General features: G+C 56.5%; 18 protein-coding genes. 8 read left to right on the forward strand and 10 right to left on the reverse strand.

Going from position 1 to position 22,630, the window contains the following annotated elements; genetic code table 11:
* Positions 1 to 14: 14 nt before the first annotated feature.
* The 3 genes from aceE to A3224_RS12385 form a co-directional block, all read right to left on the reverse strand.
* Positions 15 to 2,684, reverse strand: a complete 2,670-nt coding sequence (gene aceE / locus A3224_RS12375) for a pyruvate dehydrogenase (acetyl-transferring), homodimeric type (protein WP_067155131.1) — start codon at positions 2,682 to 2,684, stop codon at positions 15 to 17.
* 444 nt (positions 2,685 to 3,128) lie between these two features.
* On the reverse strand, positions 3,129 to 3,707 hold the full coding sequence (locus tag A3224_RS12380; protein WP_067155134.1) for a class GN sortase: 579 nt from the start codon (positions 3,705 to 3,707) through the stop codon (positions 3,129 to 3,131).
* Positions 3,708 to 3,725: 18 nt separating this feature from the next.
* On the reverse strand, positions 3,726 to 6,041 hold the full coding sequence (locus A3224_RS12385; protein WP_231902379.1) for a marine proteobacterial sortase target protein: 2,316 nt from the start codon (positions 6,039 to 6,041) through the stop codon (positions 3,726 to 3,728).
* A gap of 236 nt (positions 6,042 to 6,277) precedes the next feature.
* On the opposite strand from A3224_RS12385, the gene A3224_RS12390 reads away from it, so the two are divergent.
* On the forward strand, positions 6,278 to 7,813 hold the full coding sequence (locus A3224_RS12390) for a phospholipase D-like domain-containing protein (RefSeq protein ID WP_067155140.1): 1,536 nt from the start codon (positions 6,278 to 6,280) through the stop codon (positions 7,811 to 7,813).
* Between the two features lie 285 nt (positions 7,814 to 8,098).
* Here A3224_RS12390 and A3224_RS12395 read toward each other — a convergent pair whose 3' ends face one another.
* Both A3224_RS12395 and A3224_RS16630 read right to left on the reverse strand, forming a co-directional pair.
* Entirely contained in the window at positions 8,099 to 8,518 is a 420-nt protein-coding gene (locus tag A3224_RS12395; protein ID WP_231902380.1) for a CBS domain-containing protein, read from the reverse strand.
* 80 nt (positions 8,519 to 8,598) lie between these two features.
* The gene (locus tag A3224_RS16630) at positions 8,599 to 8,862 is read right to left on the reverse strand and encodes an Hsp20/alpha crystallin family protein (RefSeq protein ID WP_067155146.1); all 264 of its coding nucleotides are present in this window, start codon (positions 8,860 to 8,862) and stop codon (positions 8,599 to 8,601) included.
* Positions 8,863 to 9,383: 521 nt separating this feature from the next.
* Between A3224_RS16630 and A3224_RS12405 the strand changes: the two genes are divergently transcribed.
* The 5 genes from A3224_RS12405 to A3224_RS12425 all read left to right on the forward strand — a co-directional run bounded on the left by A3224_RS12405 (position 9,384) and on the right by A3224_RS12425 (position 13,275).
* Positions 9,384 to 9,821 carry a host attachment protein gene (locus A3224_RS12405; protein ID WP_067157947.1) on the forward strand — a complete coding sequence of 146 codons (438 nt, stop codon included), beginning with the start codon at positions 9,384 to 9,386 and terminating at the stop codon, positions 9,819 to 9,821.
* Between the two features lie 80 nt (positions 9,822 to 9,901).
* Complete coding sequence (corA, locus tag A3224_RS12410; RefSeq protein ID WP_067155149.1) at positions 9,902 to 10,855, forward strand: magnesium/cobalt transporter CorA; 954 nt, start codon at positions 9,902 to 9,904, stop codon at positions 10,853 to 10,855.
* A gap of 408 nt (positions 10,856 to 11,263) precedes the next feature.
* The gene (locus A3224_RS12415) at positions 11,264 to 11,920 is read left to right on the forward strand and encodes a hypothetical protein (protein WP_067155152.1); all 657 of its coding nucleotides are present in this window, start codon (positions 11,264 to 11,266) and stop codon (positions 11,918 to 11,920) included.
* 174 nt (positions 11,921 to 12,094) lie between these two features.
* The gene (locus A3224_RS12420; protein WP_074902855.1) at positions 12,095 to 12,712 is read left to right on the forward strand and encodes a cytochrome b; all 618 of its coding nucleotides are present in this window, start codon (positions 12,095 to 12,097) and stop codon (positions 12,710 to 12,712) included.
* A complete protein-coding gene (locus A3224_RS12425) occupies positions 12,709 to 13,275 on the forward strand; it encodes a YceI family protein (RefSeq protein WP_067155155.1) in 567 nt (188 codons plus the stop codon). The genes A3224_RS12420 and A3224_RS12425 overlap by 4 nt, the downstream gene beginning before the upstream one ends.
* A gap of 100 nt (positions 13,276 to 13,375) precedes the next feature.
* Here A3224_RS12425 and A3224_RS12430 read toward each other — a convergent pair whose 3' ends face one another.
* From A3224_RS12430 to ectA, 5 genes are all read right to left on the reverse strand, one after another.
* Positions 13,376 to 14,794, reverse strand: coding sequence for a sodium/proline symporter (locus A3224_RS12430; protein WP_067157950.1), 1,419 nt, complete (start codon positions 14,792 to 14,794; stop codon positions 13,376 to 13,378).
* A 378-nt stretch (positions 14,795 to 15,172) separates the two neighbouring features.
* Entirely contained in the window at positions 15,173 to 16,618 is a 1,446-nt protein-coding gene (locus A3224_RS12435) for an aspartate kinase (RefSeq protein WP_067155158.1), read from the reverse strand.
* 286 nt (positions 16,619 to 16,904) lie between these two features.
* A complete protein-coding gene (locus A3224_RS12440; RefSeq protein WP_067155160.1) occupies positions 16,905 to 17,306 on the reverse strand; it encodes an ectoine synthase in 402 nt (133 codons plus the stop codon).
* Between the two features lie 114 nt (positions 17,307 to 17,420).
* Positions 17,421 to 18,755 carry a diaminobutyrate--2-oxoglutarate transaminase gene (ectB, locus tag A3224_RS12445; RefSeq protein WP_067155162.1) on the reverse strand — a complete coding sequence of 445 codons (1,335 nt, stop codon included), beginning with the start codon at positions 18,753 to 18,755 and terminating at the stop codon, positions 17,421 to 17,423.
* Positions 18,756 to 18,807: 52 nt separating this feature from the next.
* Positions 18,808 to 19,449, reverse strand: coding sequence for a diaminobutyrate acetyltransferase (gene ectA, locus A3224_RS12450; RefSeq protein WP_082817518.1), 642 nt, complete (start codon positions 19,447 to 19,449; stop codon positions 18,808 to 18,810).
* A gap of 302 nt (positions 19,450 to 19,751) precedes the next feature.
* On the opposite strand from ectA, the gene A3224_RS12455 reads away from it, so the two are divergent.
* Together A3224_RS12455 and A3224_RS12460 are read left to right on the forward strand one after the other, a co-directional pair.
* Positions 19,752 to 20,264 carry a MarR family winged helix-turn-helix transcriptional regulator gene (locus tag A3224_RS12455; protein WP_067155165.1) on the forward strand — a complete coding sequence of 171 codons (513 nt, stop codon included), beginning with the start codon at positions 19,752 to 19,754 and terminating at the stop codon, positions 20,262 to 20,264.
* A gap of 839 nt (positions 20,265 to 21,103) precedes the next feature.
* Complete coding sequence (locus A3224_RS12460; RefSeq protein ID WP_067155168.1) at positions 21,104 to 22,090, forward strand: FHA domain-containing protein; 987 nt, start codon at positions 21,104 to 21,106, stop codon at positions 22,088 to 22,090.
* Positions 22,091 to 22,630 lie beyond the last annotated feature (540 nt).

Here is a 22,630-nt window from a genome sequence, read left to right on the forward strand (position 1 = left end):
GTCTTTGCCTTCTCTTAGCTGATGCGCGGGTTCACTTTTTCCGGATCGATGTTGAGCTTTTTAATCGCTTCAGACACTTCCCCGGCACTGATCACGCCTTGTTTGGCGAGACCGTTCAGCGCCGCGATCACCACATAGTTGCGATCCACCTCGAAGAAGCGGCGCAGCTGCTCGCGGCTGTCGCTGCGGCCAAAGCCGTCGGTACCCAACACTGTCAGGTCGCCGTCGATAAACTCGCGCAGCGGCTCCACATAGGAGCGAATGTAATCAGTGGAAGCGATTACCGGGCTCTGGTTACCCTCGAACTGCTCGGTAATCCAGGCTTTGCGCGGTTTCTCAGCGGGGTGCAGCATGTTCCAGCGCGCCACGTCCTGCCCTTCGCGCGCAGCTTCCACCGCTGAAGTCAGACTCCAGATATCGGAGGTAACGCCAAATTCGCTGGCAAGGATGTCAGCCGCCGCGATCACTTCACGCAATATGGTGCCGCCGCCAATCAGCTGCACATGCTTCTTGGCACTCTTGCCCTTGGCGCCTTTTTTAGCGTTGGACTTCAGTTTGTAAATACCGCGGATAATGCCTTCTTCAACACCTTGGGGCATTTCCGGCTGAACATAGTTTTCGTTCTCGATCGTGACGTAGTAGTAAACGTTCTTCTGTTCCTCGTACATCTCCACCAAGCCGCGCTGCAGGATCACCGCCAGCTCGTAGCCGAAGGCAGGGTCATAGCTCTTGCAGTTGGGAATAGTAGAGGCCAACACGTGACTGTGACCGTCCTGGTGCTGCAGTCCCTCTCCATTCAGGGTGGTGCGCCCGGCGGTAGCGCCGATGAGGAATCCACGCGCCTGCATATCGCCCGCGGCCCAGGCCAGGTCGCCAATGCGCTGGAAGCCGAACATGGAATAGAAGATATAGAAGGGCACCATGGCAACGCCGTGGTTGGAATAGGCTGTGGCCAGCGCCATCCAGGCGGACATAGCACCGGCCTCGTTGATGCCCTCTTCCAGAATCTGGCCCTTCTTGTCTTCCTTGTAATACATGATCTGGCCGTGATCCACCGGGGTGTATTTCTGCCCCTGGGAAGAATAGATACCCAGCTGGCGGAAGAGGCCTTCCATGCCGAAGGTACGCGCTTCGTCCGGCACAATGGGCACCACGTTCTTGCCCATGTTCTTGTCCTTCACCAGCGCGGAGATGGCGCGCACAAAAGCCATGGTGGTGGAGATCTCGCGGTCGCCGGAGCCCTTGGTCAGAGCACTGAAAGCATCCAGACCGGGCACTTTGAGTTTCTCACAATCGGTGCGACGCGCCGGCACCGGTCCACCCAGCGCTTTGCGGCGCTCGGTCATGTATTTGATTTCCGGGCTGTCCGGCGCGGGGCGGTAGTAAGGTACCTCCTCCAGTTCCTTGTCGGACAAGGGAATACCGAAGCGGTCGCGGAAGCGCTTGAGCGCATCCAGGTCCAGTTTTTTCACCGAGTGGGTGTCCATCGCCGCTTCGCCAGCAGCGCCCAGACCATAGCCTTTGACCGTCTGCGCCAAAATGACGGTGGGCCGGCCCTTGCTGGCCATGGCCTCCGCATAGGCGGCGTAAACCTTGTAAGGATCGTGGCCGCCGCGGTTCAGCATCATGATTTCCTCGTCGGACATATCCTTGACCATTTCCTTCAGTTCCGGATAACGGCCAAAGAAATGCTCGCGGGTATAGGCGCCGCCGTTGGCTTTGAAGTTCTGCATCTCGCCATCGACCACCTCGTCCATGACCTTCTGCAGCAACCCCTTTTCGTCCTTTTCGAACAGCGGGTCCCACAAGCGGCCCCAAAGGACCTTGATCACGTTCCAGCCGGCGCCGCGGAAAACGCCTTCCAGCTCCTGCACGATTTTTCCATTACCGCGCACCGGGCCATCCAGACGTTGCAAGTTACAGTTGATCACAAAGACCAGGTTTTCCAGCTGCTCACGGCCAGCCAGAGAGATAGCGCCCAGTGTTTCTGGCTCGTCGCACTCGCCGTCACCGAGGAAGGCCCATACCTTGCGGTCGCCCCTGGGGGAGAGGCCGCGGGCGGACAGGTAGCGCATGATGTGCGCCTGATAAATCGCCTGGATCGGCCCCAGCCCCATGGAAACTGTGGGGAACTGCCAGTAATCCGGCATCAACCAGGGGTGCGGGTAGGATGAAAGACCGTTGCCGTGCACTTCGCGGCGGAAGTTATCCAGCTTGTCTTCATCGAAGCGGCCCTCGAGGTAGGAGCGCGCATAGATGCCCGGGGAGCTGTGGCCCTGGAAGAAGATCAGGTCGCCGCGCTGCTCGCCCTCGTCGCCCCGGAAGAAGTAGTTGAAGCCCACATCGTAAAGCGTGGCCGCAGAGGAGAAGCTGGAGATGTGGCCACCCAGGTTGTCGCTGCTCTGGTTTGCGCGCACCACCATCGCCAGTGCATTCCAGCGGATCAGCGAGCGGATGCGGCGCTCCATAAAGAGGTCACCGGGCATACGCTTTTCCGCACTCGGGGGAATAGTATTGCGGTAAGGGGTGGTGATGGCCGCCGGCAATTGCACACCCGCGCCGGTGGCACGATTGGCCAACTGCTTCAGCAGAAACGCCGCGCGTTCCTTACCGCTGTGGCGGATTACCGCCTGCAGTGCATCGAGCCACTCCTGCGTTTCCTGGATATCGGTTTCGTCTTGCATCAAACAATGCTCCTCGGCGAATTATCGACGTCGCGTCGGTGTTTTATCGTTGAGTTTTAGCTAACCGGGCAAACTACAGCGCAGGCAGAAAATTGCTTCCTTTTTTCAATGTTTCCGCCAATTCACCACCTTCGTTGGCGGAAATGCAATATCTGCAAATGCGGCGGAGAGAGGGAAACGGGCCTTGCTGCTGCCGTGATCTGGTAATTTGGGTTGTGAATCCAATCCGGGCCGGGCAGCCGCCCTGGCGGCTGATCAGTCACCCCGGTCTTATAAGCGGGGCGATTGTAGTATTACTACAAATGTTTTTCCAGATAGGACGGTTAGTAACAACTAAAACCAATTTGCAAAACAATTATTTGCCGATTCGCCATATAAACGGAACATATTGCGGGAAATGACAGAAATTTAATTACAAAATCGAGTCTCAAATTGGCACTTTGGTCACAGCCCCCACGCCACTCCACCGTGGAGATATTCCGCATAGACCACATAGCGCAGCGGCCCGCCGGGGTTGACCGCGCGAAAAGGGTAGCAGGTCACCAGCAGCAAACCCGGCTCGGCGAAGATGGGCAGCCGTTCCCGTCGGCTGTTCACCACCCGGGTCTCAGTGACTCTGAAATTGTGCCAAAGCCCGCGACTGTCCTGAAGCCGAACAGGGGCACCGGGCTTCAACTTTCCCAGATCGCCGAAATGGGTATCGCGGTGCGCGGCGATGACCGTGGTGCGCGGTTGTCCCGGCTCGCCAGACCCCGCGAGCATACCTGGCCCAAAGGCCAGCGCCTGACCGCTGCCTCCGTGCAGCACAATCAGGGGGTCCCCGCCGTCCAGTTGCAGCTTTGCCACCGGCCAAGTGTCCGCCCAAGGCCAGGGCCTGGCCGGCTCCCCGGCCAGCAGCTGCTGCTCCCAGGCGCGGCCGATCAACACTTGTGCCAGTTCTGCCTTGATCAGCAACCAGGCGGCGCCACTCAGTTGCCACAAACCGGCCAGCAAACAGGCAGCGCTAAGCAATGTGCGCAACATAGCAGTGCCCTCTCCCGCCTAGCAACTGCGGGGATCCGGCACCAGCTTTTTCAACAAGCGGCGCAAGGAGCGCGAAAAGCTGTAGCGCACTTGGCGCATGCGACGCAACAGAGCGGCCAAACTCAGCAGCCCCATGGCGGCGAGAAGCTGCGCGTAGAGGCCGGCAGCGGTGCGCGGATAAGTCTGCTGCTGCAGCAACTGGCCGCGAGCCACCGCATTGGGAACCGCGCTTGTGGACAAATTGTCCGCCGCGGGACGCGCAATTTTTTCCTCCACCGCGACAAAACTGGTGTAAGGGCTTACCAACTGGTGATCCAGGGCCAACTGCAGTATCTCATCCCGCAGCGCCTCGCCCGCCCGACTCCGCTCCCCCAACTGCAGCTGCCGGTCGCGCAGCGACTCTATCTTGGCCCGCGCCCAAAGACTGCCAAGGCCGCCGCTCCCATCGGATTCGTTTTCTTCCAACGCCAGCCTTTGCACGAATTGCCGACCGGCAAGGCGGCCGCGCAGCTGCAGCTCTCCTGCGAGTGCGCCTTCGATTTTCGCAACCAGTTGCATCGGCTCTCCGCGATACAGGTCGGGAATCCGCTTCGGATAGGCATCCACCACCAGTCCCCGGGGCCACTGTATCTGCAGGTCGGTCGCCAGCGGGTGCTCCAATTTAGTAAAAAGGGCCTCCATCCGCTGCTGGACCTCGCTCAAGTCGCCGATGGTGACGAAAGCACCGCGACCGAACTGTGCCGCCTTGCGCATAAAATGGTTGTTCGGCGCCGACCCGATACCAACGGTGAACAGGCGCGCATCGCCCAGTGACTGTTGTATCAACTCGACGAGTGCGCGCTCGTTGCCGACGGCACCATCAGTGATAAACACCACTTGGTGCACCAAGTTGTCGGCATTCGGCATCTGCTGACTCAGGGCCAGGCGCAAAGCCTGCGCCATCTCGGTACCGCCACTCGCCTGCAATCCCTCAATCTGAGCACTGGCCAATCGGATATTCGCGGCCTCGGCAGCCACGGGGCGTGGGAAGAAAGCGCGGGAGCTGGTATTGAATTCAATCACATTAAAGCGGTCTATTGGCCGCAGACGCGACAAGGCCAGCTGCAAACTTTCCTTGGCTTGACGAATTGAGACGCCGCTCATGGAACCGGAGGTGTCGATCACATAAACGACTTCCCGCGCCAGGCGCCGCGCGCTTTGCTTCGTATCGGGCGGCAACAACAGTAACTGCAGGTAGTGGCTTTCTTTTCCGTCCGAAACCGCGGGCTGAGAAAACAGGGCCGCGCGCGGCATTGCGGAGGGACGCGGCTTCCAGAAAAGGGCAAAATCCCTGTCCATCTCCGTTTCACCCTTGCGCAACCTTATCCCATAGCTGCCGTCCGCTTTTTTTTCCACATCGATATCGTGATAGGGACTATCGATATCCGCCAGCGGTAAGCCACTGTCCAATTCCACTTCTATAGCGATTTTGTGGCTGCCCGCCAGCGCTGCACCGGACCCGCCAGACTCTGGGTCCGACTGTGTTGCGCCGCCTGAAGGTACGCCAGTGTCGAAAGCTGGCCACATAAACGGCGTTATTTTGTGCGCATCCGGCACCTGGTCGGTTGGCATAGCCCAGCCGTGCCTGTTTACCGCCAGCGCGACTCCCGTATTGGTGACAGCCTCGCCGGGGATATATCGCGGTGTCAGCGTCGTGGGCATACGCAGACTGAATTTGCCCCCATCGTAGTGAACCGGCTGCAGGAAAGTGACTTGTACCTGTATCCGCTCGCCCGGAGCGATATTCGCCACCTTATTGGAAAACAAGTTCGGGCGCTGCTGCTCCAGCAGCGCGGCCCGTTTGCCAGCGGCGCGGGCTTCCGCATAGATCTTTGCCGCCTCCTCTCGTTCACGCACTTTACCAATAATCCGGCGTTCACCCACGCGGATTTCCAGTCCGCTGACCGCAGCCTGCTCCGGCAATGGCAACACATACAGCGCTTCCTGCCAGTCATCACTGAGGTTGGAAAACACCTGCTGGAGCACCACCTCCGCCATCAAGCCACGTATTGCGATATGCGCGCGGCTAGCCAAGTGCACCGCGGGCACATAATTCCCCGGCTCATTGCCGGTAAACAGCAGATCACCGCTTTCCACATCATCCAGCGCTACCGTCTGTTGCGCCCGCGCGGCACCGGTCCCCAGGGCCGCGACAAATACCGCCAGCGCGGTGACAAAAAACAAGAGCCAACGGCCGCGCCGGCTGGCGCGGTTGCGGCGGCGATAATACTCCTCGGTCGGCAACACTACCCGCTCGCGGGGTATGCGCTGGCCACAGAAAATGGTTCTTTCCACCGTTTCCCTCCATCCAGGTTGCACTCTGAAGGCCATTAAAAGAGGGCAATCCGGCGATCGGTGGACAAAAGGAAGGCAAACTGCGGGCGGATTATGGCGAATTGTGGCGGCTCGGCAGTGCGGTGCGCCGCGATCCATAGCGGGCCGCCGTCTGCGCTCGGCAGTGCAAACCCCGCCATCCCGGCCTACGTCTATACTGTGAGTCCGGGCTCATCCAAGGAATCCAGTCTGCCCGCATGGAAGCTGCCCTCCGCCAATCTCCATTCCTGGTTCTACTGTTGCTGTGCCTGTGGGCTTGCTCCGGCCCGGTGACTTTTCCACAACCTCCCGAGAGAATTGCTAGCGGGCAAACAAAGGCGCCTCCCGATGCGCCGCTGGTAATCGTCAGCGACCGGTTGACCCGCGGCCATCCCGGCCAGACCGGTGTCTACCCGGTGACCTCTGCGCACAATGCACTGGCCGTGCGCCTGGCCGTCATCCGCGCAGCCCGCAGTTCCATCGATATTCAGTACTTTATTTTCCGCCACGACGAAACCGGCCTGTTGCTTACACGGGAACTGCTGCGCGCCGCTGAGCGCGGCGTACGTGTACGCTTTCTTTTGGACGATTTCACCACTGGCGACGCCGGAAAACTGCTGCTCGCTCTCCAGCGGCATCCGAATATCCAGATCCGACTGTTCAACCCTTTTCCGCACCGGGGCCCTCGGACCCTGGAATTGCTCGCGGACTTCCGACGTCTGCACCGGCGGATGCACAACAAATCTTTTACCGCAGACGGCAGGGTGACCTTTATTGGTGGGCGCAATCTGAGCAACAAATATTTTGGGTTCGACAGCAAAGAGCACTTCGGCGATCTGGATCTGATCGCTATAGGCGCGGTCGTGCCGGAAATCACCCGCCAGTTCGATATTTACTGGAACAGCCACTACAGCTTTCCTGTACAGTCGGTGATCCACGAGCGGCTCGACCCGGAGCGGCAGCGGCAATTCTCGGCGGAGCTCTTACGCAAGGCAGAAAAGTTTCTCACCAGTGATTACGGCAGGAGCCTGCTGAAATCACCTGTGATTAAGACATTGAGCCACAACGCCAATCTGTGGTACTGGGGGCCGGCCCACGCCCTTTTCGATCCCCCGAGGAAAGTGGCTCAGCCGCCGGGTACAGAGGGGGGATTCGCCGGTAGCGAACTGATGCGGCGCATCACAGGCGCCCGCCGGCAACTCATTATCATCTCTCCCTATCTACTGCCCGGAGAGCACTATTTGCAACAACTGATCGCCGCCGCGGAACGCGGAGTAGAGGTTTATATCCTGACCAACTCCCTGGCATCCAGTGACGTGATCTTTGTCCATGGCGCCTATCGTAAATATCGGCGGCCGCTATTGGAGGCCGGCGTTCATCTCTATGAGCTTTCCAGTGCCCTGAAGTACAAGCTGGACAGCTGGCATGGTGAGTCCAGATCCCTACTGCACGCTAAACTCTTCGCGGTGGACGGCCAGTGGCTCTACGTGGGCTCTTTCAATTTGGACCAGCGCTCCATTCTGTTGAACACGGAGCTGGGCTTGATGATAAAGTCTCCGCAGCTGACGGAGATGGTGAGCAAAAACCTCATTACAAACGTACACAAAAATGCCTATCAGCTACTGCTGCGCAATAACCGGATCGTATGGCGCCGCTCCGACGGTGCGGAACTGCATCGAGAACCGGACACAAACTGGCTGCAACGGATGGGTTCCCGCCTCAGCGGATGGCTACCGCTGGAGTCGCTGTTGTAACGGTTAACCCATTAGGGCATCTCTGATTAATTCACTCCTTAACGACAAATAAACTGCTCGTCCAGATGAGAACCTCAGGTGATGGGAAGGACACTTCGAAACCATCGGATACAGACACCTACTCGTGCGTTTTCGAAATATCCTTCCATTGCCTGAGCGCCCAGAACTAACTACAGTGCTCACGCGAATTAATCAGAGCCCTCTTAGTAAAAAAACCGGCAGCCGATGCTGCCGGTTTTTTTGGCGTAGTTTCCATTTCCCAGCCCGGGGCACAGGGCGGTAATTTTAGTGATGCGCGGATACCGCCGAGGCAAACTCACCGGTTTGTCTGTGAGCGGATGCATGAGAAATGTCGCCCAGGCTCAGTATGCCCACTACGCGCTTCTCGCGGTTCATGACCGGCATCCGGCGCAGCTGATGCTCTTCCATCTTTTGTATGACCGAGTCCAGATCCTCATCTTCCCAGCACCATTGGATACCTTCTGTCATCACATCCCGGGCAGTCACGGAAGACATATCTCCTCCCAGGCTGACAGCTCGGCAGGCGATATCCCGGTCTGTGATCATACCGATCAACTTGTCGTTCTCACCCACGGGGACTGCACCGATATCCTCATCGCGCAATAGCTTCGCCACTTCTGACAAAGGCGTGTCCGAGGAACACCAAGTGCAACCTTCGTGCATTGCCTGTTTCACTTTCATCATTCAACTCCAGTTTAATGCTCGACACAGGCGGAAACCGTCTGCGATTACCAACAGATACAACCGCGCTTTGGCTGTGATACTCAGTGAATTTCAATACGTTTGCGCTGAGGTTGAACTTCCTCGCGCTTGGGAACCTTCAATGTCAAAACGCCGTCTTTGAAATTCGCATCAATTTCCTTCTCGCTGACATCTTCGCCGAGATTGAAACTGCGCAAAAATTTTCCATAGCGGCGCTCCTCGCGGATCACACGTCCCTCCTTCTCTTCTTTGTTCTCCCTGTGTGTTTCCGCCTCCAGCGTCAGCACGCCATTTTCCAGGGTCACGTTGATATGCTCTTTGCTCACGCCTGGCAGTTCGGCACTGATCTCGTAACTGTCTTTGTGTTCACAGACATCAATGCGGGGAGAAAAAATCCCTCGGTGCCCTGGCCCAGAACACGGTTTGGCAACATCAACTGCTCAATCATATTGTCCAGGTCAAACAACGATCCTCTTGGAATCAAGCTCATGGAATAACCTCCCATCAGGTATGGATTAAAAGAGCCACTTCGCAGTGGCGCGCCGAACATCGTCCAACTAAGTCTAGGACGACAGGCGGATTTTTTTCCGGCACCAGGGGTAGTTCTTTTTAAAAGATTTTTTTATATAGAAAAAATTTCTGAACGTGATTTGCTATAGAAAAACGCCAAACATCTCTGAGTAGGGGGAACTTCTTTGGTAATTCGCGCGGATACCGTAGCGGGCTTTTGGCGCTCTGCCGACCACTGCTGCGCTTTTACCACAATCTGGATACTTCTCACCGACAGCATTACAGAATTCGCCCGGAATTCCCTAGCATAGAAATGACAATTGGTGAGGTATCGTTTATGGCACACGCATGGGTCCTTGTGGCCAATCAGTCTGAAGCGCGGCTGTTCGAAGCGGAAAAGCGTTCTGGTGAACTGCACGAATTGGAGTCAATGATTTACCCCCAGTCCCGCATGAGCGGCCGGGATCTGATCAGTGACGCCCCAGGACGTACTTTTGACAGCGGCGGCCAGGGCCGTCACGCCATGGGCAATACGGAACAACTACACCGTCTCAGCGGCAGAAAATTTGCCCGTGAGCTCGCCCAAACTCTGGAGCGCGGCCGCACTCAAGGACTTTACGAGAAACTCTACATCGTGGCCGAACCGCAGATGGTGGGCAACCTGCGCGAGGCGCTGAAACCACCCACACGCGCGGCCATTGCCGGAGAGACGGGCAAAAATCTGGTCAACCAGGCGCCGGGAGAAATCCGAGCACAGCTTCCGCGCTGGTTATAAACTGCAATAGTCAGCCGGACATTGATTTGTGCCTCGCGGTTACAAACTTGCCATCCCGATATAACCAGACGTAATGGACGATGCTGAGACTTTTCGATATCAAGCGGGGCAAAATCGTCGAACGGCCCTTCTCATCCCAGGTGACCGAACCCGATCTGGCGGAAGTGGTTTGGGTCGATCTTCAGGAGCCACTGGAAGAAGAACGGAACCTGCTTGAACATTTGCTGCGCACCGAGCTGCCGGAATCGGAGGAAGTAGATGAAATCGAAGCCTCGGCGCGCTATTTCGTCGACGATGCCGGTGTCCATATTCACTCGCTTTTTCTGACTCAGAGTGAAGGCCGCCATTACACGGCCACGGTGGCTTTTATTCTGCAACCCCGGCGGCTGATCACAATGCGGGAGCACGAGTTGGCCGACTTTCGGCTGTTGCGCATGCGCGCTCGCCGCGGCCAGGTGGAAGCGCGCAGCGCCCATGATCTGGTAGTACAGATTTTCGAACAAAAAGTCGAGGACTTGGCGGACACACTAGAGGATATACACGTAAAGCTGAGTGAAGCCAGCTTCCGGGTACTGGAGGACGAAGACTCAGATCTGGAGGATGCTATCGCCTTACTGGCCAGCCTGGAGGACTGCAATGGTAAAGTGCTTTTGTGCCTGATGGATACGCGCCGCTCGATCGCCTTTTTGCAGCGCCACATCCATATCGATGGAGAACAGCGGGAAAGCCTGCTGGATATTATCCGGGATATTGACACCCTCACCGCTCATACTGGTTTCCTGTTCAACAAAATCAACTTCCTGATGGACTCGACCCAGGGGTTTATCAATATCCGCCAGACCAATGTCATCAAGATGTTTTCCATTGCCGCCGTGGTCTTTTTGCCGCCGACCACAGTGGCCAGTATCTACGGGATGAACTTTGAATTTATTCCCGAACTGAAGTGGCTGCTCGGCTATCCATTCTCTCTGGGCTTGATCGTGCTTTCCGGTTTGGCGCCCTACCTCTACTTCAAGAAAAAAGGCTGGTTATAGGGCGCGTTCATCCGCCAGTTACTCCCGCCTGTGCAATCGCAGCTGCTACTCTTTTACGGGCGACACCGCGGCCACCGCTGCCGGGAACAGAAGGACTATCCCGGTACCCGGCCGAACTCTCCCACGCCCTGAGCACGAATTGATAATTCCCTGAACACAGCTGAGGCGCCTGTGCTCAATCCGCTCCACGGACAGCCCTTTGCCACCGCAGGAGATGCTCAGGTGATGACTCGGGCGTTGCGATACAACCAGATTCTTGCCCGGCTGGATTTTTGCGTAATGTCGCAATGGCCACTCCATATTCTGAGTGCCTTTGGAGCGAATACAGCGCCACGCATATTGAGTCGAAGGTTTTCCGATGTTTCGCGCAATGACCATGAATGACTGCACCGTATCGGAGGGCGACGAATGACTAGTAAACCCTTCCACCGCAGGCAATGGCTGAATGTACAGCAAGCGGTCAACCACTTGAGCGCCATCGCCGAAGAATCTGTCACCAGCGCCGATTTGGCAGACCTGGCGGAAGAGCGCCAACTGGATCTATATTGGTATCGCGCCCGCCAAATGCTCACTTACCTGGATCAACACCAAACCTGTGAACTGACCACGCCGCTGCGCCTGTGCGCGGAAAATCGTAGCGACTGGAAGGCGATCGTCGACATATTGCGCCACCGCCCCGCCTTACCCGCTTATGAGGGCGACACCCCTCTGCTGGAAGATGACGAGGGCCACCGCCTGCGCATCACCTTCGACAACAGCCAGAGGCCGGAGCCCTTCAGCGGCCGCTGGTATCCGAGCCTGTCGGAACTGAGGGTGAAACGCAGCGACCTGGAACACCTCGAGCCGCGCCTTTTTTCAGCACAGGGACAGGAAGGAGAGCTTCAACCACAACTTCTGCTTTCCGTCATCTGGCAGTTGGAAAAACTGGCACTGCACGGCAGCCGCCACGGCCCCGCCTGGCTGGCGGAGCAGCTGGCCAGGCACTCTAGTGCCCTGGATAAATCCGCCCTGGAGCGGATCCTGGCCGCCGCCGAGCGCGAAGGTGCGCGTGCCACATCGCATTGACGGGAGGCGGCGACCTCAAAGCGCTCTGCCTGCAAATTGACCAGCCCCGCAAATTTTTCGATCGGTTTATCCGGTTTATTTCACTGTTCCCTGGTGACGGAATTTTTATAATGAGCAGTCTGTATTGCGCCCGCCCAATGGGGGCGGGACGCTCAGATTAGCGGAGATCTACCGGTGGCGGCCAGAAACAGTGATACACAATACGGCTGGGTAAGCATCACCCTGCACTGGCTGATGGCTCCAGCCGCAATCGGCCTCTTCGCCCTCGGCTGGTGGATGCGCCAGCTGTCCTATTATGATCCCTGGTACCGGCAAGGCCCGGAGTTACATAAAAGTATCGGTATACTGCTTGCATGCGCGCTACTGTTTCGCCTGTTTTGGAAGCTGTTTAATCCGACCCCAGCGCCACTGGCAAATACAGCGCCGTGGCAAACGCTCGCGGCGCGCCTGATCCACGGCGCACTCTACCTGCTTTTGTTCGCCATCGTGCTGTCCGGCTATCTGATCTCCACCGCCGACGGCCGCGCCATCGAGGTTTTCGCCTGGTTCTCAGTCCCCGCCACCATCCAGGGCATCCCCAACCAAGAGGATATCGCCGGGCAAATCCACAAGATTTTGGCCTGGACGTTGATGGCGCTGGTCTCCCTGCACGCACTGGCCGCGCTCAAGCACCATTTTATTGACCGCGACGGAACACTGCGCCGAATGCTGGGACTTGCACCCCAACCGGGCAAACCGTTGCCACAAACACAAGTTTCACTCACAAATAACACTGAAGGAGATCTCCAATGAAAAAGTTCGCCGTATTCCTATTTGCGGCCTTGCTGGGCGCGACCGCCCAGGCCGCTCAGTACCAAATTGATACCAAAGGCGCTCACGCCTTTATCCAGTTCCGCATCAAGCACCTGGGCTACAGCTGGCTCTACGGACGTTTCGACGACTTCAGCGGTTCCTTTTCCTACGATGAAAACGCACCGGAAAAATCATCCGTGGAAGTCAAAATCGATGTGGCCAGCCTGAACAGTAACCACGCTGAGCGGGACAAGCACTTGCGCGGCGCCGATTTCCTCGATGTCGCCAAGTACCCCACAGCCACCTTTAAAAGCACCGCCTTTGAGCCCCTGGGGAACGGCAAAGCGAAACTGACCGGCGAGCTGACCCTGCGCGGCGTCACCAAACCCATTACCATTGACGTTACGCACATCGGCGGCGGCAAAGATCCCTGGGGCGGCTACCGTCAGGGCTTCAGCGGCACCACCGAGTTTGCGCTGAAAGACTTCGGTATCGACTACAACCTGGGCCCGGCTTCCCAGACAGTGGAAATGATCCTGGATGTGGAAGGCGTACGCATGTAAGGAAGGTTTAGCGTTCGGCTATTCACTGCGTCCGACTGGACCTTTCTCAAATAAAAAGCCCGGTGAAACACCGGGCTTTTTATTTGTTCTCGCAGAGGCATCAAGCATTTGCGCCCCTCAGGGCGGGCTCCCGTACCAGCCACCTGGCCACACCGAAAACCAACAACCCGGCGAGAATCCCCGGCATCCCCTCATAGACATATTCCTGCCAGCCCAGCCAGCGCCATAACAGCGCTGTCGCCAGCCCCGCGATACTCATTGCAATACACAAGCGCTCCCCAGGCCGTGCCCCCAGCGCCAACACCATCAAGAGCGGCGCAAATGCCGACGCCAGAGATGACCAGGACAATACCACCAGGCTGAACACACTCTGCTTGTTCAACAGTGCCCAAATTACCGCGGCGGCGGCAATCAGCATAGTGGCGAGCTTCAACATCCAGTTTTTTTCGATACGCTGCGGCAGCAAATCATGGGTCAAGGCCGCGGAACAACTCAGCACAAGGGAATCAGCGGTGGACATTGTGGCGGCGAAAACGCCAGCCAGGATCAATCCCACCGCCACCGGCGGCAGCAGCTCCACCGCCATCATCGGCAACGCCAACTCGGCGTCGAAACTGCCAGGATCGCTGAGCATTATGCGCGCCAACATACCGACCCCCGTGGCCATGGCGTAAAAGGCGGTAAACCATAGGTAATACCAGAGGCGCGCCTGCATCATGCGGTCAGGGGAGTCCAGTGCCATAAATCGCACCATGACATGCGGCTGACCGATCACCGACAGGCCCGCGAACAGCCAACTGAAAGCAAAGATCACACCGCCGGCAACTCCGGGAAGGAGCAAATCCCTCGGATACCAATTGAGAAACCCGTCTACCTGCCCCATGGCACGAATAGCGGCATCCACACCACCAATAGAGTTTGTGGCAACCACCAGCAGTGTGCCCATAGCGACAATCATCACCACTGATTGGGCCGCATCGGTCCAAATCGAAGCGCGGATACCGCCAGCGAGGCAATAGGCGGCAACAATGACACCCCCGACAACGGCGCCACTCCAAATCGGAAGATCCAGCAGAACATATAGTGCTTTTCCACCCGCCACCAGTTGCGCGCTGGCATAGGCGAGCAGAAACAGCAGTGACAGCAGTCCGGCCAGGCGCTGCCAAATCTTGAACTGTGCGCCGCCCCAATGACTGAGTACGCCCGCGTAACTGGACTCTCCCGTGTCTCGCGTCGCCCGGCACAGGGATTTGTGTACCCACAGGGAACCGAGAAAATCTCCCAGTATCCAACCAACCATCAGCCACACAGAGGCGAGCCCCGTGGCGTAGGTATAACCGATCACGCCGATAAACATATAGCCGCTGTTATTAGTGGCCACTGCCGACAGGCCCACCAGAAACGGCGGCACATCCTGGCTGGCAAGATAGTAGTCCTTTTTGGTGCCGCGGCTTTTCAAAAAGGAACTGATACCAATGGCAGCAAAGACGGCGAGAAAAAACAAAAAGCTGATGAGCACGGGCGGCACCCTTTATTGTTTGTTGTTGGATTGCGCTGATGATCCGCGGCTTAAATCACCGCCTGACAAAAGAGATCACAAGGCAGCACAAAAAGCTCAGGCAATGGGGCAGCGCTGCCTGAGTCCGCAACCGACTACAGCGCTGGTGCGAATGCGTCAGGGTTCTTAGGGAACTGATTAATTCACCTCCTGACGTAAAAACTCTTTGGAGCCAGATGAGAAGCTCAGGTGATAGGCTGGCCATTTCGAAACCGTCGGATACAAGGCGGTATCCGTCGGAGCTACAGGGAAGTACTCGTGCATTTTCGAAATAGCCAGCCTATTGCCTGAGCGCCCCGGAACCTACCATAGTGTTCACGCGAATTAATCAGAGGTTCCTTAGGCGGCGCATATCGCTTCGCCGTGATCGTGCACTTCCACCAAGGCCTGATGCAGACACTTCACCGCCTGTTCGTAGTCGCATTCATCGATCACGAACTGCATATCCACCTGACGCATGGACTGGTGAACGGCGAGAATACTGATACCGGACTGAGCCAGGGCGGACACCGCTCTGGATAACATGCCGGGCACCTTCATATCACTGCCAATGGCGGACACCACCGCCACTTTACGCACCTGGATATCGCAATCCGGAAAAGTTTCGCTGATGACCCTGCCAATGCGCTTAACCGTTTTCAGGTTGTTGGCCAGAAAGTGGGTGATAGTGTTGGCGTTGATATCCTTGGTGACCACGCCGCCTTTGAAGCGGGCGATAATATCGTTGATCGCGCGATCGTAACTGGTGGTATGCCCCATCATGTCCTGATCGAAGCATTCCACCGCGTAGATATTTTTGCGCCCAGCAATGATCTCCACACGGGGCGTTTCACTGACGTAATCGCCCGTGACCAGGGTGCCGGAGTGCTCCGGCTCAAAGGTATTCATAACCCGCAGCGGAATCTCCCGCTGCCGCAGGCTCTTCGCCGCGCGGGGATGTATCGCTTCCATCCCCAGATTGGCCAATTGATCCGCCACATCGTAGTTGGTGCGGCCAATGGGCACAGCCTTCATTTCACCCACCAGACGCGGATCAGCGCTGCTCAGGTGATATTCCTTGTGAATAATGGCCTCCCGGGCACCAGTGAGCACGGCAATACGGCTAAAGGTCATTTCGCTGTAGCCGCGGGCAAAGGTTTTCATCAAGCCGTCCCGCGTGTGCGCGTAGCCAGTTACTATGGGCAGCTCCCGGCTTAAATCAATGTCGGCAAAAGCGCGGACAATACGCTCGTCCAAATCAAGCTGCCCGCCATCGTGCCAGCCGGTCAAATCGACGAAGCGTGCATTGATGTCCTCCTGCCGCAGCAGCTGCACTGTATTCCAGGCACTGTGAGCCTCTCCGAGGCTGGCCAGCATTTCACTGACCGTATCCAGATGCACTTCCAGTGCAAAGTGCCCGTGCTGACAGAGACGCTCCAGATCACTGAGGCAACGCTCGGTGTCCTTCATCCGCTCTCCCATAAAAGCGTTGGCGCGCATCCGCATTTGCGGATCTTCAAACAGATCCGCGTTGATCTCCTCAACGCGCTGGCGCAAGCCGTCCACAGCTTCGCCCCAGCTACGCTCTTCCTCTGAGCCGGCAAAAAGCGCGAAGATGCCGGGCTTTCCCGATTTCTTGTGCTCCAACAGTAAATCGGTGATACCGCCGTAAGCGGACACCACAAAGATGCGCTGATAAATCCCTTGTGCAGCGGAACCGCGGTTTTTAAGAATGATATTATTCCGAACCGCAGCGTAGTCACTCATGGACGTACCGCCAATTTTTTCCACCGTGTGTGCTTTCATGGTTTTCCTTTAGGTAAGAGAGTAAGGGAACCTCTGATTAATTCGCGTAAACACAATGGTAGGTTCCGGGGCGCTCAGGTAATAGGACGGATATTTCGAAAACGCACGAGTACTTCCCTGTAGCTCCACCGGATACCGCCTTGTATCCGACGGTTTCAAAACATCCGTCCTATCACCTGAGCTTTACATCCGCCCCCGAAGAACCTCTGCCACCAGGAAATGAATTAATCAGAGGCTCCTGTGGTCTTTGTACTGGCTTTTCCGTAGCCCGCTAGACAATCTCCTCTTATTTGTCGGATACCTCTTCCCCGTCAAGCTCATAAGCACCGTCGGCATTGTGTACTTCCTTGCCGTGCAGCGGTGGGTTAAACACACACGCCATTTCCATTTCAGTTTTAGCACGCAGAATGTGTTTGTCGTTTTTATCCAGGATATAGATTGTTCCCGGTCGGATCGGATAGACGACACCGTCATCCAAGTTTTCCACTTCTCCCTCACCGGAAACACAGTAAACAGATTCCAGATGATTCTGGTAATGTAGATGCAACTCGGCCCCTTCATAAATCGTAGTGATATGAAAGGAGAATCCCATATTGTCATTTTTCAACAACAGGCGCGTACTCTCCCATCCCTCGGAAACTACGCGGCGGTCCGTTTTTCTGGCTTCTTGCAGACTTCTTACAATCATTGCTTTCCTCTCGGTTTTGAGTTCATTAGCTGCGGAACCGGAAGCGCTTATGCGATAAAATAGGCTGCGAAACTCAAAGTCATTTCCTGCCGCTTCCACCGGTTCCCGGCAAAGTTACGCGGCACCGGCCAACTGGTCTTTTCTCTCCGCAGACGCATTCTTGCCGGAGAAAAAGTCATATGCTTCCGGCACCTCGGTGCCTTTCAGAACCTTACCCACTGCCGCTTCGACAATATCCAAAGCGCTTTTCAGGTTTTCATCAGAGATGGTAAGGGGGCAGAGCGTCTTCACCACATGATCATCGGCACCACTGGTTTCGATCACCAGGCCGTTTCTGAACGCCTCACGAGTAATGCGCCCGGCCAGTTTGCCACTGACACAATTGAGCCCGCGGAACATGCCCCGACCGCGGGTGGTCATGTTGCCGTCACCATATTTTTCGACAATTTGCTCCAAACGCTGGCCGATATAATCACCCTTGCGCAGTACTTCCCTGGCAAACCGTTCATCACTCCAGTAGTGATCGATGGCCGCCTTGGCGGTAACAAAGGCCAGGTTGTTGCCACGGAATGTGCCGTTGTGCTCGCCCGGTTTCCACTGATCCAGATCCGGGCGCATCAATACCACGGCAAACGGCAGACCATAGCCGGACAGAGACTTGGACAGAGTGACAATATCCGGCGTTATACCGGCCTGTTCAAAACTGAAATAACTGCCGGTGCGACCGCAGCCTGCCTGAATATCATCAACGATCAGCAGTACATCATGCTTCCGGCACACCGTTTGCAGATTGCGCAGCCAGCCGGCACTGGCAGCATTGATGCCCCCCTCACCTTGCACTGTCTCCACCAGCACAGCCGCGGGGTGGTCGACACCGCTGGATGAGTCGGACAGCACCTTGTCCAGATAAGCCGTGGTATCCACATTGTCACCGAGGTAACCGTCGTAGGGCATACGGGTGATGCCGACCATACTCACACCGGCGGCGCCGCGGTGGTGAGCATTTCCGGTCGCGGAAAGCGCGCCGATACTGCAGCCATGAAAACCATTGGTGAAAGAGATGATATTTTCCCGTCCCTTGTACTTGCGCGCTATTTTCAGCGCCGCTTCCACTGCATTGGTGCCGGTGGGGCCAGTGAACTGCACCACATAATCCAGACCGCGGGGTTTGAGGATTTTGTCGTAGAAAGACTCGAGAAATTCGCGCTTAGCTTTGGTGTGTAAATCCAGCCCGTGGGTGATTCCGTCCCGCTGGATGTACTCAATCAACGCTTCCTTGAACAGGGGATTATTGTGTCCGTAGTTCAGAGTGCCTGCACCGGCGAGGAAATCCAGGTAGCGATTGCCCTCTTCGTCGTACAGATACTCGCCCTGGGCTTTGTTGAACACACGCGGAAAGGCGCGCGCATAGCTCTGCACTTCCGATTCAATCTCATCAAAAACTTTCATATCGGCAACCTTGGATTCGGGAATTGTCGGTTCAGTTGGGGAAGCTGCAGTTTTAGCCTGCGACTGCCCCCGGAGAAAAAGGACCTATGCGCAACAGTATTTCGCTGTCGTGCAGGCCGAAAAAATGGCGCTCGCGGTCGAACATCACCGCCTCCGTGCAAGTCGAGCCGAGCTTGCGCGCGAGCCCCCGAAACAGAGCCCAAGAGGCAGCGTTATCCGGGGTAATGGTGGTTTCCAGATGTCTAACCTGCCCACAGCCCGGGCGGCCCAGTATTTCGCGGACCATTCGGCCCGCCAGACCGAGACCGCGGACTTCTTCCGCCACCGCCACTTGCCAGACAAACAGCGTGTCCGGGCGCTGCGGGATCAGATAGCCGGAGACAAAACCAACCAGTTCACGGTCAACCTCCGCGGCGACACTGGTACTCGCGAAGTGAGAGGCTTGAAGCAGATTGCAATAGAGGGAGTTTTCGTCCAGAGGGGGACAGCGGCTGATCAGTCGGTGCACTGCGGCACCGTCCTCACTGACCGGTTCGCGCAACAGAACCTTCTTCGACACTGAGCCCTGCTGGGCCCGGATCTTTTCGCCCTGTGACACGCCGGTTTCGTCCTGCGGGCTTTCACCCTGCCTGTGCACGCTATTGCCACTAGGCGTTGTATCGCTCGTGGCGCCCCAATCATTTCCTTTAGTCATCAAACTGTTAACTTGAACACAAAAACTGGATTTTACGCATTTTTTCAGTATTTCAGATCAAATTTGACCCATTTGTTTCAAAATTATTTACGACTCTAAATAATTTTTTCCATAGTACTCTAAATAAATACCCACTAGCAAGGACGGCTTACTGGGAAACCGGGCACCATCCAGTCAAACGGGAGCGGCATCAGCCGCCGGAGAGAGGCACACGCCAGCGAAGAACAGGCGATTGACAATCCACGAACAGGCCCTAAAGTCGGCCGCAAACGAGCCCCGACAAGCAACAAGACGCGCTGAAAATGGACAAAATCGAAGAGGTACTGATCACCCTGCGACGGCTGATCCGCGCCACCGACCTGCACTCAAAGCAATTGGTTAAGACGGCTGGACTCACCGCGCCGCAGCTACTGCTGATGCAGGCAATCCGCGAGAAGGGCCAGCTGACCATCGGTGCCCTTGCACAGGAGATCAGCCTCAGTCAGGCGACCGTGACCACCATTCTCGACCGGCTGGAGAAACGCAATCTGGTGTATCGGGAGCGCTCCTCAAAGGACAAACGCAAAGTACACGCCTATTTAACCGACAAGGGCATGGAAATACTGCGCGACGCCCCCACCCCTTTGCAGGAGCACTTCGTGCGTCAATTTCGCGACCTGCGCGACTGGGAGCAGTCGATGATTATCTCGTCCCTACAGCGGGTAGCACGGATGATGGATGCGGAACATATAGATGCATCGCCGGTGCTGGATGTCGGTGAGCTGGATCGCAAAGATAGCCGCCAACTGCCGCCCGGAGAAGAGGGAGACATGTAGAAATCTCGGGCTTATTTACCTGATGGTTAAAAGGTTCATCGGACGCAGAGAGAAGCTCCGGTGATCGAATGCGCACCTCGAAACGTCGAATATATGGAATTATCGGCGGAACAACAGAGACCTACTCGCGTGTTTCGAAACATCCAGCCCACTGCATAAATTCTCCAAAACCCGATACGCCATACCTAGAATTTTAAGGGGCCCCTGATTAATTCGTTTCCCAGCAGTAAAAATTTTCTGGGGATGCGGGGACAGGAGCTACTAAAGTCCACCCAAGAATTTTCGGAACACCACCCTATGGCCTGAGCGCCCCCACCACTGCTACTGCGTGAAGTGAACTGAGCCCCTTAATTAGAGGCCCCCAACAGCCGGGACCAGCAATGAATTTAATAATCACTCCCCCACCCTCTTGCCAAACAGGTACAATTCTCATAAAAGAATTATGCGCCAGAACAAATATCCGTAAGATACGCTTGCCGCAGCACTCAATCGTTGCAATTGAGCGCAACTTCGGTATAAATGGTGCAACAACACTAAAGTAGTCGCCAACCGCATGGTTAGCGCTTGCTTACTCAAGACAGGGCGCGATAACAATTTCAACAGCGCTGCAAGAAGCGGCTTTGCCACGGGCCCCAGGGGCTCGGCCCACAATGTGAAAGCATTGAGATCGGCATCGCTTTTCTGCGGCAAAATAGCTGCGCCGGGCGAAATGAAAACCTCATAATATGCCCCATCGGTTTTCCCACTGCGTGCAAAGCATCCCGCCACTGCGCCACCTGCCTTGTTTGAGCCTTGGAGCGCAAAACCCTAAAAGGCCATAAGGGGGAAAGGACAAAAGCATGGCTTGCTTGCAGCATCCAGATAAGGATCAACCCGTCTACCTGATGGCGCACCACACTATCGGCCGCCGTCAGGACGCCGTGGATACACGTATCACCAGCAGCGAGATTTCCGGTATCCACGCGGCAATCCAGTGGACGGGAACCCACTGGATAATTCGCGACCTCAGCCGCAACGGCACCTGGGTCAACGGCCAACAGTTAGTGCCCGCAAAAAACTACCCACTGCAGCAGGGTGACCGAATCGCGTTCGGCCGCGCCAGCAACCCGTTGTGGGTGGTCGAAAGTCTCGACGCGCCGGAAAACCTGCTCATTGATCTGCGCACTGGTGAAGCATTGCCGCTGGAGCAGTACCACCTGCTTCCGGACGAGAGCGATCCGTTGGCAAGCCTGCATTTCAATCCACTCACCGGACAGTGGCTCTACGAGATCACCGGCACACCCAGCGGCAGTGAAAGCGCTACAGTCGTCAAGCACGGCGAACGCATCGACTGCGGCCGACACAGCTGGCAACTGTTCCTCGCCGAGAATCAGGGAGCAACCAAGGAACTATCCCTGCAACGGCTGTCTATCACTGACTTTGCACTGCGCTTCACAGTCAGCCATCACGAGGAACACGTACAGCTGCAGCTGCGCCGGGAAGATATGAAAAAAGACCTGCCCGCCCGCACGCACAATTACCTGCTACTGTACTTGGCTCGAGCTCGCATCCGCGACATGCAGCAGGGCGCCGATCCGGACGCCCAGGGTTGGGTCTCCATCCAGCTGGTAACCCGCGAGCTGGGTATTACCGCCAACCATCTCAACACGCAGATCTTTCGCGCTCGCAAACAAATCGCGGAGACACTGCCAGATGCCATAGATACCTCAAGCCTGGTGGAACGCCGCTCATGGGAGATCCGCCTCGGCTGCAGCCACTTTGAAATCTACAAAGGGGCACAGCTGGAGTCCCGCATGGCACAGCCTGAAAAAGCACAGCCTGATTAAACAAAGAGGGCTGTGCGGACTCACCGGCACTCAGCGCCACCGACAGACTCGGCGTCTACAGGAAACGACCAGTACTGCGGCCTTTCGGAAGGCGACCAGCCGGCAAGCGGTCTGGAGGCATGAAGCAGAAAATGGGATTGTGTTGCGCACTGGGCGTACAACCCGGACCTGCCGATTCTGGACAAGCCCACTTGCGGCGTGGGCCCGGCTACCCACAATCGCATCAGGCAACTGCTCATATGCCTCTCCCGCGAGTACGGCATTATCATTTTCACGTCCTCCCACTTTATGAAATGGGAGGAGTGCTAAGACCGAATCTCGCTCAGGTATACCGGTGAGCTTCTTGTCTGCGATACACCGACTGCTCTGTTTAAGCAAGTAAGCGCCAACAATCTGCAAGAGGCGTTAATACGGCACACTTGAAGCATGGATCAAGAACCCGCCTCAGTGGAATAAGCCCACCTTTTTACGGATAAAAAAGAGATAACTGGACCTTCCGGGCGCTTCAGCCTACACCACCTCTTGGCCTATAGCTGGCGG

The sequence above is a fragment of the Microbulbifer thermotolerans genome, from assembly GCF_001617625.1.
In the GTDB taxonomy this organism is placed as follows: Bacteria; Pseudomonadota; Gammaproteobacteria; order Pseudomonadales; family Cellvibrionaceae; genus Microbulbifer; species Microbulbifer thermotolerans.

Excerpts from the sequence above, each read along its gene's own strand:
- A3224_RS12415 (WP_067155152.1), top strand. The coding sequence starts at position 11,264 with ATGACTAGTAAACCCTTCCACCGCAGGCAATGGCTGAATGTACAGCAA.
- A3224_RS12380 (WP_067155134.1), bottom strand. The coding sequence starts at position 3,707 with ATGTTGCGCACATTGCTTAGCGCTGCCTGTTTGCTGGCCGGTTTGTGG.
- A3224_RS12460 (WP_067155168.1), top strand. The coding sequence starts at position 21,104 with ATGGCTTGCTTGCAGCATCCAGATAAGGATCAACCCGTCTACCTGATG.
- A3224_RS12435 (WP_067155158.1), bottom strand. The coding sequence starts at position 16,618 with ATGAAAGCACACACGGTGGAAAAAATTGGCGGTACGTCCATGAGTGAC.
- A3224_RS12405 (WP_067157947.1), top strand. The coding sequence starts at position 9,384 with ATGGCACACGCATGGGTCCTTGTGGCCAATCAGTCTGAAGCGCGGCTG.
- aceE (WP_067155131.1), bottom strand. The coding sequence starts at position 2,684 with ATGCAAGACGAAACCGATATCCAGGAAACGCAGGAGTGGCTCGATGCA.
- ectA (WP_082817518.1), bottom strand. The coding sequence starts at position 19,449 with ATGACTAAAGGAAATGATTGGGGCGCCACGAGCGATACAACGCCTAGT.
- corA (WP_067155149.1), top strand. The coding sequence starts at position 9,902 with ATGCTGAGACTTTTCGATATCAAGCGGGGCAAAATCGTCGAACGGCCC.
- A3224_RS12390 (WP_067155140.1), top strand. The coding sequence starts at position 6,278 with ATGGAAGCTGCCCTCCGCCAATCTCCATTCCTGGTTCTACTGTTGCTG.
- A3224_RS12455 (WP_067155165.1), top strand. The coding sequence starts at position 19,752 with ATGGACAAAATCGAAGAGGTACTGATCACCCTGCGACGGCTGATCCGC.
- ectB (WP_067155162.1), bottom strand. The coding sequence starts at position 18,755 with ATGAAAGTTTTTGATGAGATTGAATCGGAAGTGCAGAGCTATGCGCGC.
- A3224_RS12395 (WP_231902380.1), bottom strand. The coding sequence starts at position 8,518 with ATGATGAAAGTGAAACAGGCAATGCACGAAGGTTGCACTTGGTGTTCC.
- A3224_RS12425 (WP_067155155.1), top strand. The coding sequence starts at position 12,709 with ATGAAAAAGTTCGCCGTATTCCTATTTGCGGCCTTGCTGGGCGCGACC.
- A3224_RS12440 (WP_067155160.1), bottom strand. The coding sequence starts at position 17,306 with ATGATTGTAAGAAGTCTGCAAGAAGCCAGAAAAACGGACCGCCGCGTA.